General features: G+C 64.2%; 12 protein-coding genes. 11 read left to right on the top strand and 1 reads right to left on the bottom strand.

Annotated features, from left to right (window positions below; all coding sequences use genetic code 11):
• Positions 1-277: 277 nt before the first annotated feature.
• From ACZ1JX_RS05495 to ACZ1JX_RS05450, 10 genes are all read left to right on the top strand, one after another.
• On the top strand, positions 278-2,218 hold the full coding sequence (locus tag ACZ1JX_RS05495; protein ID WP_465125757.1) for a peptidylprolyl isomerase: 1,941 nt from the start codon (positions 278-280) through the stop codon (positions 2,216-2,218).
• 4 nt (positions 2,219-2,222) lie between these two features.
• Complete coding sequence (locus ACZ1JX_RS05490) at positions 2,223-3,758, top strand: anthranilate synthase component I family protein (RefSeq protein ID WP_465125756.1); 1,536 nt, start codon at positions 2,223-2,225, stop codon at positions 3,756-3,758.
• A gap of 3 nt (positions 3,759-3,761) precedes the next feature.
• Complete coding sequence (locus tag ACZ1JX_RS05485) at positions 3,762-4,955, top strand: hypothetical protein (protein WP_465125755.1); 1,194 nt, start codon at positions 3,762-3,764, stop codon at positions 4,953-4,955.
• Entirely contained in the window at positions 4,952-5,539 is a 588-nt protein-coding gene (locus ACZ1JX_RS05480; protein WP_465125754.1) for an anthranilate synthase component II, read from the top strand. The genes ACZ1JX_RS05485 and ACZ1JX_RS05480 overlap by 4 nt, the downstream gene beginning before the upstream one ends.
• Positions 5,536-6,525 carry an anthranilate phosphoribosyltransferase gene (gene trpD, locus ACZ1JX_RS05475; RefSeq protein WP_465125753.1) on the top strand — a complete coding sequence of 330 codons (990 nt, stop codon included), beginning with the start codon at positions 5,536-5,538 and terminating at the stop codon, positions 6,523-6,525. Before ACZ1JX_RS05480 ends, trpD begins: the two co-directional genes overlap by 4 nt.
• Before the next feature lie 191 nt (positions 6,526-6,716).
• Positions 6,717-7,505: an indole-3-glycerol phosphate synthase TrpC gene (trpC, locus tag ACZ1JX_RS05470; protein WP_465125752.1), complete on the top strand. Its 789-nt coding sequence runs from the start codon at positions 6,717-6,719 to the stop codon at positions 7,503-7,505.
• Between the two features lie 83 nt (positions 7,506-7,588).
• Positions 7,589-8,062 (top strand): cyclic pyranopterin monophosphate synthase MoaC, encoded by a 474-nt coding sequence (gene moaC / locus ACZ1JX_RS05465; protein ID WP_465125751.1) that lies wholly within the window; start codon positions 7,589-7,591, stop codon positions 8,060-8,062.
• A 10-nt stretch (positions 8,063-8,072) separates the two neighbouring features.
• Positions 8,073-9,278 carry a molybdopterin molybdotransferase MoeA gene (locus ACZ1JX_RS05460; RefSeq protein ID WP_465125750.1) on the top strand — a complete coding sequence of 402 codons (1,206 nt, stop codon included), beginning with the start codon at positions 8,073-8,075 and terminating at the stop codon, positions 9,276-9,278.
• Positions 9,279-9,335: 57 nt separating this feature from the next.
• A complete protein-coding gene (gene lexA, locus ACZ1JX_RS05455) occupies positions 9,336-10,034 on the top strand; it encodes a transcriptional repressor LexA (RefSeq protein ID WP_465125749.1) in 699 nt (232 codons plus the stop codon).
• Between the two features lie 256 nt (positions 10,035-10,290).
• Positions 10,291-10,959, top strand: a complete 669-nt coding sequence (locus ACZ1JX_RS05450) for an energy transducer TonB (protein ID WP_465125748.1) — start codon at positions 10,291-10,293, stop codon at positions 10,957-10,959.
• Here the strand turns inward: ACZ1JX_RS05450 and ACZ1JX_RS05445 are convergent.
• Complete coding sequence (locus tag ACZ1JX_RS05445; RefSeq protein ID WP_465125747.1) at positions 10,926-13,220, bottom strand: ComEC/Rec2 family competence protein; 2,295 nt, start codon at positions 13,218-13,220, stop codon at positions 10,926-10,928. The genes ACZ1JX_RS05450 and ACZ1JX_RS05445 overlap by 34 nt on opposite strands.
• Before the next feature lie 28 nt (positions 13,221-13,248).
• On the opposite strand from ACZ1JX_RS05445, the gene gltX reads away from it, so the two are divergent.
• The gene (gene gltX, locus ACZ1JX_RS05440) at positions 13,249-14,712 is read left to right on the top strand and encodes a glutamate--tRNA ligase (RefSeq protein WP_465125746.1); all 1,464 of its coding nucleotides are present in this window, start codon (positions 13,249-13,251) and stop codon (positions 14,710-14,712) included.
• Positions 14,713-14,733 lie beyond the last annotated feature (21 nt).

Below are 14,733 nucleotides of genomic sequence, written 5' to 3'. Positions count from 1 at the left end.
GATGCAATCGATATTTGCGACATGACCCGTCAGTCTTGCCACGCTTGAGTCGAGCGGCCGCTATCAAACCCGGGCCGATTCTGCAAAACACCTGATCGCATAACCCGGGAAAGGCAGAGGTGCGTTCGCACACATTATGTCGGCGCCCAGATAACCTGCCAGGTAACACGAACACAGGGCTAAGCGACCATTGCGGGAAACGCATTTGGCTCCTAAGGCACAGCAAAATCGACCCAGCGGGCGCATTTGCGCCCAGACAAGAGACGAACACCCGCAAATGCTCGGATTCTTCCGCTCGTTCCTCAAATCGCGCATCGGTGTTGCCCTTGCGCTCGTGTTCCTCGGCCTGATCGCACTGGCTTTCGCCAGCGCCGATGTGACCGGCAATGGCTTCGGCGGCATCGCCGGGGGTGATCGTGCTGCCAAGGTCGGCTCGGCCCGCGTCGGCACTGCCGAACTGGGCAAGGCGCTGACCAACGCTTTCGAGCAGGAACGGCAGAAGCAGCCCGGCATGACGATGAAGGACTTTCTTGCTGCTGGCGGCATGGATACTGTGCTTACCGGCATGACTGACCGCCTTGCCATGGCGGAATGGGCGCGCAAGCATGGCATCGTCGCGGGTCACCGACTGATCGACAGCGAAATCATCAAGATTCCTGCGTTCCAGGGTCCCGATGGCAAGTTCAGCCAGTCCGCCTATGAACAGCTGCTTGCGCAGCGGGGCCTTACCGACAAGCAGGTCCGCCAAGACATCGGCCAGGGCCTTGTCGCCCGCCAGTTGCTGCTTCCTGCCGCTTTCGGCGCGCAGATGGCGGACGAGGCCGTGCAGCGCTACGCCGCATTGCTGACCGAAAAGCGCATCGGCACCATCGTCTCGGTACCTTCGCTGGCCTTCGCGCCTGCCTCGCCGCCGGACGCCGGAACGCTTGCATCGTTCTACAAGGCAAACGAGGGCCGATACCTGCAGCCTGAAAACCGCAAGATCCGGTATGCCATTGTCGACGAAGCCAGCCTGAAGTCCGTCCCTGCCCCTGCCGAGGCGGAGATTGCGGCCCGCTACAAGCTCAACACGGCGGTGTATGCCCCGTCCGAACAGCGCTCTGTCACGCAGGTCATCGTCCCGACGGAAGCTGCCGCAAAGGCACTTGCCGCAGAAGTCGGGCAGTCTGGCTCGCTCGACAGCGCTGCCCGCACCAAGGGCCTCGTGGCGAGCAAGCTTGCCGACCTTTCCCGCGACGCTCTCGCCAACCAGACGTCGCGCGCCGTTGCCGATGCAGCCTTCGCGGCCGCTTCGGGCACCCTTGCCGCTCCGGCAAAGTCGGGCCTTGGCTGGCATGTCGTCAAGGTTGACGCGATCAAGCGCAACGCGGGCAAGACGCTCGAGCAGGCGCGCTCTGAAATCGTTACCGCCCTTACGCTTGAGAAGCGCCGTGCCGCACTTTCCGACATGGCCGCGCAAGTCGAGCAGGAAATCGACAACGGGACGGGTCTTGTCGACATCGCCAACAGGCTCGGCCTGACAATGGTGACGACGGAGTCGCTCACCGCCGATGGCGGCATTTTCGGGAAGGCTGGTCAGAAGGTCGCTCCCGAGATCGCTCCGCTGGTCCAGGCGGCGTTCGCGATGGAGCGCGAGGGCGAAGCGCAGCTTGCCGAAATCGAGCCGGGCGAAAAGTTCGCGATCTATGACGTCGGCATGATCACCCCCGCCAAGCCCGCTCCGCTCGACCAGATCCGCGGCATTGTCGCGCGTGACTGGGCTGTGCAGCAAGGCTCTGCCAAGGCCAAGGCAGCTACCGACAAGATCCTCGCCGCATTAAAGAAGGGCACACCGGTTGCCGAAGCGATGAAGCTTGCCGGGGTCTCTCTGCCACCGGCGCAGCCCGTCGACCTGCCTCGCCAGGCTCTGACCCAGATGCAGGGCAAGGTGCCCGAACCGCTTGCCCTGATGTTCGCCATGGCCAAGGGCAGCCACAAGCGTCTGCAGGTTCAAAACAATGCAGGTTGGTACGTGGTTTCGCTGAGCGATATCGTGCTTGGACAGGTCAAGCGTGGCGATCCGATCTTCCAGCAGGCAGCCCGCTCGTTCGCGCAGGACGCAGGTAGCGAATTTGCCGACCAACTGCGCATTGCCATCCGCAATGATGTGGGTGTCGAGCGCAATGAAGCCGGCATCCGCGCGGTCCGCAACCAGTTGACCGGCGCGAACGCCCAGTAAGCCGATGACGACCTTGGCCGTACCCGCTACCGCCCTGCCCGAGAACCATCAGGCCGCGCTTGCCCAGCTCTCCGCCGGGCGGCCGGCGCTGATCTGGCGCAAGCTGATCGTCGATACCGAAACCCCGGTCGGCGCGGCGCTCAAGCTGATGGAGAGCGGGCGCGGCGATTTCCTGCTCGAATCCGTGCAGGGCGGCGAAGTGCGCGGGCGCTACAGCCTGCTCGGCCTCGATCCCGATCTCGTGTTCCGCGCGACCGGTGACAAGGCCGAGATCAACCGCATCTGGCGGCATGATGCCGCAGCTTTCGCCCCGCTTCCGGGCAATGCCCTGACGGAACTGCGTGCGCTTGTCAGCGCTTGCCGGATCGAGGTGCCTGCTGAGCTGCCCTCCGCACTCGCCTGCCTGGTCGGCTACTTCGGGTACGAGACCATCGGCCTTGTCGAAAAGCTGCCGCGCGCACCGCAGAGCGATCTCGTCCTGCCCGACATGCTGTTCACCCGGCCAACCGTGGTGCTGGTGTTTGACCGCCTGTCCGACGAACTGTTCGCCATCGCCCCGGTCTGGGCCGAGGGTGGCGAGCCTGCGCGCCTGATCGAGGTTGCCGCCGAACGCATCGACAGCGCCTTGCGCAAACTGGCCGACCCGGTGCCTGCCCACGAGCGTCTTGCCGAATCTGTCGACGTGACGCCGCAGCCGGTCATGCCCGCCGCCAACTATGCGCGGATGGTGACGCGGGCGAAGGACTACATCGAAGCAGGCGACATCTTTCAGGTCGTGCTGGCCCAGCGCTTCACCGCGCCCTTCCCGCTGCCGCCGATCGCGCTCTACCGCGCTCTGCGCCGCATCAACCCCTCACCGTTCCTCTATTTCCTCGACATGCCGGGCTTCGCGCTGACCGGATCGAGCCCGGAAATCCTCGTCCGCATCCGCGATGGCGAAGTGACGATCCGCCCCATCGCCGGAACCCGCCCACGCGGCAAGACTCCGGAAGAAGACCGTGCCAACGAACTCAGCCTGCTCGACGATCCCAAGGAACGCGCCGAGCACCTGATGCTGCTAGATCTCGGCCGCAACGACGTGGGCCGCGTGGCCAAGGCGGGTACGGTCAAGGTCACCGAAAGCTACACGGTCGAGCGCTACAGCCACGTGATGCACATCGTCTCCAACGTAGTCGGCCAGCTGGATACCAACCGTGCCGACAGCGTCGACGCCCTCTTCGCAGGCTTCCCCGCAGGCACCGTCAGCGGCGCGCCCAAGGTCCGCGCCTGCGAGATCATCGCCGAACTCGAACCCGAAACCCGCGGCGCCTATGCCGGCGGCGTCGGCTACTTCGCGCCCGACGGCTCGGTCGACAGCTGCATCGTCCTGCGCACAGGCGTGGTCAAGGACGGCGTCCTCCACGCGCAGGCAGGCGCGGGGATCGTCGCCGACAGCAACCCCGAATACGAACAGCGCGAGTGCGAACTGAAGTCAGGCGCACTGTTCGCAGCGGCACGTGAGGCTGTGCGGGTGGCGAGTGAGCCGGGGTATGGGCAGTAACAGATGTCATTGATTGATCTTTGGAAGTCTAACCCGGCTAGCTTCGAGCACTACAAAGCTCGTCAAATCGTTGCGTTCGCTGGAGATGGTACGCTCAAAGACAATTCGGTATGTTCGATGGAGCTTCGACAATATTTGAATTCAGTCCCTACCGACCGACTGTCCGCATACGCTCAAGAATGCCTTGAAAGCTCTTTTCCTGACAGCGGGCTAGTGCTGCAAGACGTAGTCAACGAGTTGGGCCGAAGGCTTGAATTCGATGTCGAGAACGGTCGCTATCGAGGCATCCCGGGTCAGGTTGGTTTTGATGGGATTTGGCAGGTTCCAAATGGCACTGCAATCGTTGTCGAAGTAAAAACCACAGACACTTACAACGTGTCACTTGATACCGTTGCGAAATATCGATTGAAGTTGATTGAGGCAGGAAAGCTTGATCCTTCAACTTCGATTTTGTTTGCTGTCGGCCGAAATGACACCGACGCCCTTGAAGCCCAGATTCGCGGCTCTCGCTATGCTTGGGATATGCGCGTCGTCGGCGTAGATAGCTTGCTAAAGCTCGTGCGCGTAAAAGAAAAGTCCAGCGAAGATCAAACCATCGTCCAGATTAGGGAGCTTTTGAGGCCCTTTGAGTACACGCGTGTCGATCGTATTTTGGATGTCGTATTTAGCGCTGCAACGGATGTAATCACCGAAGAAACTTCGGAGGATCACGTAACTGACGATGATTCACCAGTTTCTGGATTGACGCAGGAAAAGACTCCAACACAAACAATAGATCAAATTCGGCTAAATGCGGCATACTCGCTCAGTCAGGGCATTGGCGCAAACCTAGTCCGCAAGCGACAAGCTTTGTTTGAAGACAAAGCTAAGGGAGTGCGAGCGTGCATTACAGTGTCCAAGCGATATCCAAACGCACTTCAACCCTATTGGTATGCCTATCACCCAAAATGGGACGACTTTCTGGGTGAAGCAGAGTCTGGTGTGATGGTATTTGCTTGTGTTGACCGCGACGAAGCTTTTGCAATTCCGTTGGAGGCAATGCGAAAAATTCTGCCGAGCCTGAACCAAACTGTGCGGCCAGACAACGGTAGTTACTGGCATGTGAAATTCTCGGAAGCTCAAGGTGGCCTAGTTTTATTTGCATCGAAGACAGGCGAACGCTTTGATCTGAAACCCTTTCGGATTCAGCTAAAATGATCCTCGTCATCGACAACTACGACAGCTTCACCTGGAACCTCGTTCATTACCTGATGGAGATGGGCGCGGAGGTTGAAGTGGTGCGCAATGATGCGCTCACTGCCGATCAGGCCATCAAGACCGGCGCGCAGGGGTTCCTGCTTTCGCCCGGTCCGTGCACGCCCAACGAGGCGGGGGTTAGCCTCGATCTCGTCGGCGCGGCGGCGGATGCGAACTTGCCGCTGCTCGGTGTGTGCCTTGGCCACCAGTCGATCGGGCAGTACTTCGGCGGGAAGGTCGTGCGCGGCGGGTTGATGCATGGGAAGACCTCGCCGGTCACGCATGATGGCACTGGCGTGTTCGAGGGCCTGCCCTCGCCGTTCATCGCGACGCGTTATCACTCGCTGATCGTGACCGACATTCCGACATGCCTCGCAGTCAACGCGCAATCGGATGACACGCACGTCATGGGCTTCCGCCACACGTCGCTGCCGATTCACGGCGTGCAGTTCCACCCGGAAAGCATCGCCACAGAGCACGGTCATGCCATGGTCGCGAACTTCCTCAAGATCTGCGGCATCAAGACCAACCCGCTTCCGGCATGAGCCTGCCTGACGTAACCCATCCGCTGGAGGAAGCCGAAGCCGAAGCTGCGTTCGCGGCGATCCTCGATGGAACCGTGGCGGACGAGGCCATCGCGCATTTCCTCGTCGCGCTGTCAGACCGGGGCGAGACAGCGAGCGAGATTGCCGGTGCAGCGCGGGCGATGCGGGCGCGGATGATTCCGGTCAGCGCGCCTGCCAATGCAATCGACGTCTGCGGGACTGGCGGCGACGGGCACCACACGCTCAATGTCTCGACGGCGGTCAGCCTCGTCGTCGCGGCCTGCGGAGTGCCCGTGGCCAAGCACGGCAACCGCGCGGCAAGTTCCAAGGCGGGCGCGGCCGATACGCTGGAAGCGCTCGGGCTGAACCTCGACCGCGCGGGCGAGACCGCCGAGGCGACGCTGGCTGATCTCGGCATCTGCTTCCTCTTTGCCGCGCGTCATCACCCGTCGATGGGTCGGATCATGCCGATCCGCAAGGCACTGGGCCGCCGCACCATCTTCAACCTGATGGGGCCGCTGGCCAATCCGGCAGGCGTGCGCCGGCAATTGGTCGGTATCGCGCGGCCCGCTTACGTGCCGATCTATGCCGAAGCGATCCGCCGCCTTGGCACAGATCACAGCATGGTCATCTCGGGCGATGAGGGGCTTGACGAGCTGAGCCTTGCGGGCGGCAACGAACTGGCCGAAGTGCGCGGCGGGGAAGTCCTGATGCGCCGTGTCTCGCCTGCCGATGTCGGTCTGCCGCAAGCTCCGGTCGACGCCATTCGCGGCGGCGATGCGACTTATAACGCCGCCGCCCTGCGCGCCCTGCTGCAGGGTGAGGAAGGGCCATACCGCGATGCCGTGCTGTTCAATGCCGCCGCCGCGCTGATCGTCGCAGGCGAGGCGAGCGACTGGCACGAAGGCATCGAAGAAGCCGCCGAAGCGCTCGACAAGGGCCTCGCCAACGTTCTCCTTAACTGCTGGATCGCGGCGCTGAAGTAGCGCTCTTGCCCACCCCCGACCCCTCCCGCCTGCGGGAGGGGAGAGCAAGCGTTGTGTCTAGCCCTCCCCCCTTCGACGGGCTCAGGATGAGCGGGAGGGCCGCGAGACTTGCCGAACGCAGTGAGGTTAGTCGCAGCTGCACAAGGACACACTTGCCCCCATGCGCCCAACCTCGCTAAGGCGCCCCTGCCATGACCGACAAGCTCACCGAAATCTGCGACACCAAGCGCATTGAAGTCGCCGCCCGCAAGGCCGCTGTCACCACCAGCGAACTTGCCGCACGCGCCAGTGAGCAGAGCGCCCCGCGCGGGTTCGAGGCGGCACTGCGGGCCAAGGCGCAGACCGGGTATGCCCTGATTGCCGAAATCAAGAAGGCGAGCCCCTCAAAGGGCCTGATCCGGGCGGATTTCGCACCCGCAGAACACGCTCGCGCCTATCAGGCAGGCGGCGCTGCCTGCCTTTCAGTGCTGACCGACGCGCCCTATTTTCAGGGGCATGAGGACTATCTGGTCGAAGCCCGCGCCGCCTGCTCCCTGCCGGTGATCCGCAAGGACTTCATGGTCGATCCGTGGCAGTGCCTTGAGGCGCGCGCCATCGGGGCTGATGCGATCCTGATCATCGCCGCCTGCCTTTCGGACAGCCAGATGGCCGAGATCGAAGCCGCCGCGCGCGAACAGGGCATGGACGCGCTGGTCGAAGTGCACAACGAAGAGGAAATGGAGCGCGCAAGCCGCCTGAAGTCGCGCCTGATCGGCGTGAACAACCGCGACCTCAAGCGCTTCGTCACCGACCTCACCACCACCGAACGCCTCGCCCCGCTCGCCCCGGAAGGCACGCTGCTGGTCGCCGAAAGCGGCATCAACACCCACGCCGACCTGCTGCGACTGGAACAGTGCGGCGCGCGCACCTTCCTCGTGGGGGAAGCGCTGATGCGGCAGATGGACGTGGAAGCTGCGACACGAGCGTTGCTCGTCGGCTGATTGCCATCCCCTGAGAGGGATTTGCGGTTTTCGCGCGGGACGGTGTAGACCTCGCCCAGGTGCAAAGACTGCCGAGGACCTTGATGAACGACCTGACGCATATCGATTCGGCCGGAACTGCACGGATGGTCGACGTTGGCGGCAAGGCTGAAACGCATCGCGTCGCAATCGCCCGCGGCTTCATTCGGATGTCCGATGCCACGCTCGAAGCGATCCGGACGGGCAATGCTCCGAAGGGAGACGTGCTCGGCCCCGCCCGCATCGCCGGAATCTTGGCAGCCAAGAGGACTGGCGATCTCATTCCGCTGTGCCATCCGCTGGCGCTCGATGCGGTGAACGTGGACTTCGCGCTGGTCGACGGCGGCATCGAATGCACGGCCACTGCCTCGCTCACAGGGCGCACCGGGGTGGAGATGGAGGCTCTGACGGCCGTCAGCCTTGCCCTGTTGACGATCTACGACATGGCCAAGGCTCTGGACAAGGGCATGGTCATCGAAACGATGCGGTTGATAGAGAAGCGTGGCGGCAAGTCCGGCACCTGGCGCGCAGGTGAATGAGCACCGGCGCATGAGAACACCGCCCCTCCCCCTCGCCGAGGCGCAAGCGCGCCTGCTGGCGCTGGCGCCGTCGCTGGGGGTGGAGCACCGGGCGGTCACCGAGTGCCTTGGCCACTATCTTGCGGCAGACCTTCACGCCCGACGCACCCAACCTGCCGCGCCAGTCTCGGCGATGGATGGCTATGCCTTGCTCAGCGCCGAACTTCCGGGACCGTGGCGCGTTATCGGGGAGAGCGCGGCGGGGCATCCGTTTGGCGGCGTGGTGGGCACAGGCGAAGCCGTGCGGATCAGCACTGGCGCTGTCGTGCCCGATGGCGCGGATATGGTGCTGTTGCAGGAAGATGCTGCGCGCGATGGCGATATCCTGAGACTCACCGGCGAGCCACCGGTTCCGCCCATCCGCCACGTTCGCCCGGCCGGCATGGACTTCGCTGAAGACGCCGTACTGATCGAGGCGGGCCTGCGCATTGGCCCTGCTCAGATCGCGCTCGCCATCGCGGGAGGCCATGCGCACCTGCCGGTCCGCCGCAGACTGCGCCTCACGGTGATCGACAGCGGTGACGAGCTCGTCGCGCCGGGGCACCTGCCCGCACTGCACCAATTGCCCGCCAGCAACGGCCCGATGCTCTGCGCAATGGTCGGCGGGCTTCCGGTCGACGTCCGCCATCGCGGCCCGGTCGCCGATGATCTCAATGCCTTGGCCCGCGCTTTCGATGCCGAGCGGGAGGCCGACGTGATCGTTACCAGCGGCGGGGCATCGGTCGGCGATCATGATCTGGTCCGTCCGGCGCTGGAGTCGGTGGGCGCGTCGATCGATTTCTGGCGCGTGGGTATCAAGCCGGGCAAGCCCCTGCTGGTGGCGACGCGGGGATCCCAGATCATACTCGGCCTGCCCGGAAATCCCGCTTCAGCCTTTGTCACCGCGTTCCTGTTCATGTTGCCGCTGCTGCGTGCAGGGTTGGGCGCGCGCGATGCGCTGCCGCGCGCGATCCCCTCGCGCCTCGCAACGCCGATGGCGGCAGGAGGAAGTCGGATGGAGTTCCTCCGCGCGCGCTGGGACGGCGCGACTGTCAGCCTCGACACGCTGCAGGATTCGGGTGCGCTTTCGCCGCTGTCGCGCGCCAACGCGCTGGTCATGCGCGAAGCAGGAGCGGCGGCGATAGCCGCAGGAACGGATGTTCCGGTTTACCTGCTCGAGAATGGCGGAATTGCTTGACGAGTCGTAATTGGTTGCTTATCCGTTCCGCATTCGTTCACCTGCGGAGAACCGCCAATGTTGACGCGCAAGCAGCATGAACTGCTCTCTTTCATTCAGGTCCGTCTGGAGGAATCCGGCATTTCCCCCTCGTTCGAGGAAATGAAGGAGGCGCTCGATCTCAAGTCAAAGTCCGGCGTTCACCGCCTGATTTCGGCGCTTGAGGAACGCGGCTTCATCCGACGTCTGCCCAATCGCGCCCGCGCGCTCGAAGTGCTGCGCCAGCCTGACAGTGCGGTGAGCAAGCCTGCCATGGCGCGCGAACCTGCTGCAGCAAGCGCTGTCGTGACACCGCTGCGCCCAGCGGCAAAGGTTGCACCTGCTCCGGCGAACGACGTGATCGAACTGCCGCTCCACGGCAAGATCGCCGCAGGTGTGCCGATCGAGGCCTTGGAAACCACCGCCACCCTCCCCGTTCCCGCTGCACTGCTCGGTGCAGGTGAGCATTACGCACTCGAGGTTTCAGGGGACTCGATGGTCGAGGCGGGGATTTTCGACGGCGACTATGCGCTTGTCCGCAAGACCGACATCGCGCGCGACGGCGAAATCGTCGTGGCGCTGGTGCGGGGCGAGGAAGCGACGCTGAAGTATCTGCATCGCGAGAAGGGCATGATCCGGCTCGATCCGGCCAACTCGGCCTATGATCCGCAGTTCTACCGGCCGGACGAAGTGGCCGTGCAGGGCAAGCTGGCCGGGTTGCTGCGGCGGTATCACTGACGACGCAGTCCGCCGCCGGTTCGCGGCGATCGAGCGTTCTCGAAATGAAAAGGGCCGTTCGCGGGGTAACTCGCGAGCGGCTTTTCTTACTCTGCCAATCCGCTATGCCTAATATCAATCAATTTGGTTGAGATTTTTCTGGCACGTACGGCTTCGCAGGTGTAGTTTCCGTTGTTACCGAATGCCCCGCACGGGGCGCCCCTTCCGGGACGGCCTGCCATCAGATGGGGCGTCGGCAACGGAAGAGGTGTTGCCAATGGCTTATGCAGTTGAAAATACGAGACGCCGGCAGACGCAGACCTTCATCGCGGTGGGCCTGCTCCACGGGGTGGCGATCTGGGCCATCGCTTCGGGCTTCGCGAGCGGCATGGTTCATATCATCAAGGACCGGCTGGTCGCGCAGCAGTGGAAGGACGACGAGGTAACGGTGACACCGATCGCGCCGCCACCTGACATCAAGCCAGCGATCAAGCCGGAGACCCGCCCGCTGGTCGCGCCCAAGCCGGATATCTCGCTAGGCCCGGTCGATCCCGGCATCGGCATCCGTCCGGTCGACATTACCCCGATCGCACCTGTCGATATCGGACCTCTGACGCCGCCTGACGTAAAGCCCTCGCCCTCGGCAAGCTTTGCGTTGCGTTCAGCGGCCCCGAAGGGCTCGCCCGGATCGTGGGTTTCGGATCGCGACTATCCCAGCGCCGCAATTCGCGAGGAGCGCGAGGGGCTCACGCGGTTCCGCCTGACCATCGGAGCCGATGGCAGGGTGACGGGTTGCGAGATCACCGGATCGAGCGGTTCGGCGGATCTCGATGCGGCAACTTGCGCCAAGGTCAGCGCTCGCGCCCGTTTCGTCCCGGCACTCGGTGGCGATGGCATGCCGACGAGCGGGAGCTACAGCGGCTCGGTGCGCTGGGTCCTGCCGTGACCTGATGAGCCGGGGCCTGTTGACTTCTCCACGACAGGCCCCGGTCCCTTACCTCGGTCAGGGCGGGGTTCGGGCCAACGGTACCAGCCTTGCAGGCCTTGCGTCTCAGCCACAGTGCGGATGTGGCCGCTGGACAGGTTGATCGACAGGCCGCCGGTCGTGGCGAGGTAGGTCCGGTCGGCCTTAAGCATCCTTGGTCGGCAGGAGAACGGCAGGCGGCGGTCGGCGACAACGATGTCGGCGCGCTCGCATGCAGCGGCGAGTGCAAGATCGTCGATATAGTTGCGGCTGCGTGTAATTAGGAGGGTGAAGCGCCTCCCGCCGCGCAGCAATCGGGCGACGCAAAAGTCGTCGTTGCATCTGGCCTCGCGCCACGCGTCCAGCGGGCGCAACTCGCCTTCCATTCCCGCCAGTTCGAGCAGGTTGTCGCGCATGTATTCGCCGCGCCCCATGCGCAGTACGATCAGGTCGTTCCCCGCGCCGGTGATCCCGACGTGGTGACCATCGCCGGTGACAAGAATGTCGGGCGTCGGCGTGAGGGCCATGGCAACGAGCGCAAGTCCTGTTGGGGCGAGGCCCCAAAGCCGGACCCGCCCCGTCCAAAGCGCCAGCCAGAGCATCCCGGACAGGAAGAGGATGAAACTCCACGGTGCAACTGGCGGCAGCATCGTGACGGCGCCGGGCTGTCCCGCGACAAAGTGCGCCAGCGCGAGCAGCAGGTCGAGCGACTTGCCGACAAGCCACCAGACCGGGGCGCCCGCACCCCCAAGATCCAGCATCAGGGCGATACCGATCAGCGGCATGGTGACAAAGGTGGTCAGCGGGATGGCGATGACGTTGGCCAGCGAACCGTAGACACCTGCGCGGTGGAAGTGGAACAGGCCGATCGGCATCAGGGCGAGTTCGATGACCAAACCGGTGACCAGCAGGAGAATCAGGCTGCGCGCCATGCGCACGAGCGGGCCGTGGTGTTCGCCGGTCAGGAAGGCCTTCACGGGCGCGCTTGAGTGGAAGGCGATGATCGCGATCACCGCGGCAAAGCTCATCTGGAAACTGGGGCCGAGCACGGCTTCGGGCCAGAACAGCATCACGACAAGTCCACCAACCGCGACCATGCGCAGAGAAAGGGGGTCACGTCCGAGCGCCAGTGCAGCGAGGACCAGCAGCGCCCCGATGCAGGAGCGGATCGTCGGAACTTCGGCTCCCGTGAGCAAGGTGTAGGCGAGGCCCGCAAGCGCCCCGGCCAAGGCGGCTGCTAGCGGCACGCGGATGCGCAGGGCTATCCATGGTACGAGCGCGAGCAGGCGCGCGACGATCCAGTAGACCGCGCCGACCAGCGCGCTGACGTGAAGGCCGCTGATAGACAGCAGGTGCGTCAGGCCTGCGTCGCGCATGGCGTCCTCGTCACTCTCGGCGATGGCGCCGCGATCGCCGCTGGCGAAGGCGGCGGCAATGGTCCCGGCCGATCCGCCAAGGCGGGACCGTACATGGTCGGCAAGACTCTTCTGCAGGCCACGCAGCGTGGCGCCACGGTGCGAGGGGGCAAGGACGCGAACCTCGCCGATCACGCTGCCCGTGGCCGCCAATCCATCGAACCAGGCGGCGCGGGCGAAATCGTAGGCTCCAGGCAGCATCGGCGCGGCAGGGGGCATAAGGCGTGCCCGCACCCGCGCCTGCGCGCCCTCGACAAGACCTTGTGCGTCCTTGTCATAAGGCAGATTGACGCGGACCCGGACGGGGCCGGGAAAATCCGCCAGTCGTGTCTTGAGGACGAGGCGCGCCCGGGCCTTGGCGGGTTCTTCGCGACGCTCGACCACTTCGCCCTGAAGCGTCACAACGCGCGGGGCTGCGATCCCCGGCTGTCCGACCAGTGCAGAGCGCGTCCAGATCGTAGCGAGACCGGCCGCGACCATGATCGCGACACCGATGATGGCGAGCCGCAAGTGCGGATGGCGGATTTCGTCGATGACGAGGATGGCAATGATCGCCAGCGCAGAGCAGACCAGGAGCGCTGCAATCCATTGCGCCGGGACTGGCAGATTGACCCACAAGACGATGCCGGCGGCGAAGGCAACGACCAGCCAGAGTCCGCGTTCGAAAGGACGGGCATCGAGGAATGCATCGGCCCCGTCAGCGCCCCTCTCAAGCATGCTGGACAATCGCGCGCGGATGTCCCAATGCCGCGCGCGTCGGCCCGGTACATCGACCGGATCGGCGGCGGGATCGTCCGCCGCTGGCCCAAGTGTCGCCGGAGACGCCATGGATTTCAAAGGAAGGATAGCGCGGCCAATGGCAAGCGCCACTGACACCGTTTCTGCAGGATCGACCACCGCCAAGGGCGTCGTCACCCGCTTTGCCCCCTCGCCCACCGGCTTCCTGCACATCGGCGGCGCGCGCACCGCGCTGTTCAACTGGCTCTATGCTCGCCACAACGGCGGCAAGTACCTGCTGCGCATCGAGGATACCGACCGCGCGCGGTCAACCGATGCGGCGATCGAGGCGATTTTCGACGGGCTCAACTGGCTGGGCCTGGGGGGGGACGAGGAACCGGTGTTCCAGTTCGCCCGGTCAGAACGCCATGCCGAAGTTGCGCACAAGCTGCTCGATTCCGGCCATGCCTATCGCTGCTACCTGACGCAGGAAGAGCTGGCGGCGCGGCGCGAGAAGGCACAGGCTGAGCGTCGGCCGTTCCGCATCGACAGCGAATGGCGCGATGCAACGCCCGATCAGTGGCCTGCGGATCAGTCCTATGTCGTGCGGATGAAGTCCCCGCGCGAGGGCGAGACGACAATTCCGGACCGCGTGCAGGGTTCGATTACCGTCCAGAACAGCGAGCTCGACGATTTCATCGTCCTGCGCTCTGACGGCACGCCGACCTACATGCTGGCCGTGGTGGTCGACGATCACGACATGGGCGTGACCCATGTCATCCGTGGCGATGACCACATCAACAACGCCTTCCGCCAGCTCGTCATCGTGCGGGCCATGGATGCCATCGAGGGCGGTTGGCCCGACCCGGTCTATGCCCATATCCCGCTGATCCACGGCGCTGACGGGGCGAAGCTTTCGAAGCGTCACGGGGCGCTGGGTGTGGATGCCTATCGCGACGAGATGGGCCTGCTGCCGGAAGCAGTGTTCAACTACCTCCTGCGGCTCGGCTGGGGCCATGGCGACGAGGAAATCATCAGCCGCGAACAGGCGGTCGAGTGGTTCGACATCGGCGATGTCAACAAGGGCGCCTCGCGCTTCGACATCAAGAAGCTGCTGAACCTCAACGGGCACTATATCCGCGAGGCTGACGATGCGCGGCTTGCGGGGCTTGTCGCGCCCAAGCTGGCTGGGCTGGAGCCCGGATTCTCAGGCAATGCGGGTCTTGACCTGCTGACGCGCGCCATGCCGGTGCTGAAGGTGCGCGCCGCCGACTTGAACGAGCTGGCGGCCGGCGCGGTGTTCCTGTTTGCGCAGCGACCTCTGCCGATGGCCGAGAAAGCCGCCGCGCTTCTGACCGACGATGCACGGGCAATCCTGACCCGCGTGGCGAGCCTGCTTGAGGCTGAAAACGGCTGGACAACCGAGAATCTGGAGGCCACGGTGAAACAAATGGCCGAGGAGCTTGGGATAGGCTTGGGCAAAATTGCCCAACCGTTGCGCGCAAGCCTGACGGGACAGACTACCTCGCCGGGAATTTTCGACGTATTGGCACTGCTCGGCAAGGACGAGTCGCTGGCGCGCATCCGCGACCAGGCGGCCTGATCCGGGGCAGGCATCTGTAAA

This window comes from Novosphingobium sp. BL-A-41-Hi4A-0G (assembly GCF_055521735.1).
Note: the sequence above shows the minus strand (reverse complement) of the source record. Positions and strands in the feature narration are given on the sequence as shown.

What these genes read in the sequence shown, in the direction of transcription:
- ACZ1JX_RS05480 (WP_465125754.1), top strand. Translation starts at nt 4,952, where the DNA reads ATGATCCTCGTCATCGACAACTACGACAGCTTCACCTGGAACCTCGTT.
- ACZ1JX_RS05450 (WP_465125748.1), top strand. Translation starts at nt 10,291, where the DNA reads ATGGCTTATGCAGTTGAAAATACGAGACGCCGGCAGACGCAGACCTTC.
- lexA (WP_465125749.1), top strand. Translation starts at nt 9,336, where the DNA reads ATGTTGACGCGCAAGCAGCATGAACTGCTCTCTTTCATTCAGGTCCGT.
- moaC (WP_465125751.1), top strand. Translation starts at nt 7,589, where the DNA reads ATGAACGACCTGACGCATATCGATTCGGCCGGAACTGCACGGATGGTC.
- gltX (WP_465125746.1), top strand. Translation starts at nt 13,249, where the DNA reads ATGGCAAGCGCCACTGACACCGTTTCTGCAGGATCGACCACCGCCAAG.
- trpD (WP_465125753.1), top strand. Translation starts at nt 5,536, where the DNA reads ATGAGCCTGCCTGACGTAACCCATCCGCTGGAGGAAGCCGAAGCCGAA.
- ACZ1JX_RS05485 (WP_465125755.1), top strand. Translation starts at nt 3,762, where the DNA reads ATGTCATTGATTGATCTTTGGAAGTCTAACCCGGCTAGCTTCGAGCAC.
- ACZ1JX_RS05445 (WP_465125747.1), bottom strand. Translation starts at nt 13,220, where the DNA reads ATGGCGTCTCCGGCGACACTTGGGCCAGCGGCGGACGATCCCGCCGCC.
- ACZ1JX_RS05495 (WP_465125757.1), top strand. Translation starts at nt 278, where the DNA reads ATGCTCGGATTCTTCCGCTCGTTCCTCAAATCGCGCATCGGTGTTGCC.
- ACZ1JX_RS05460 (WP_465125750.1), top strand. Translation starts at nt 8,073, where the DNA reads ATGAGAACACCGCCCCTCCCCCTCGCCGAGGCGCAAGCGCGCCTGCTG.
- trpC (WP_465125752.1), top strand. Translation starts at nt 6,717, where the DNA reads ATGACCGACAAGCTCACCGAAATCTGCGACACCAAGCGCATTGAAGTC.
- ACZ1JX_RS05490 (WP_465125756.1), top strand. Translation starts at nt 2,223, where the DNA reads ATGACGACCTTGGCCGTACCCGCTACCGCCCTGCCCGAGAACCATCAG.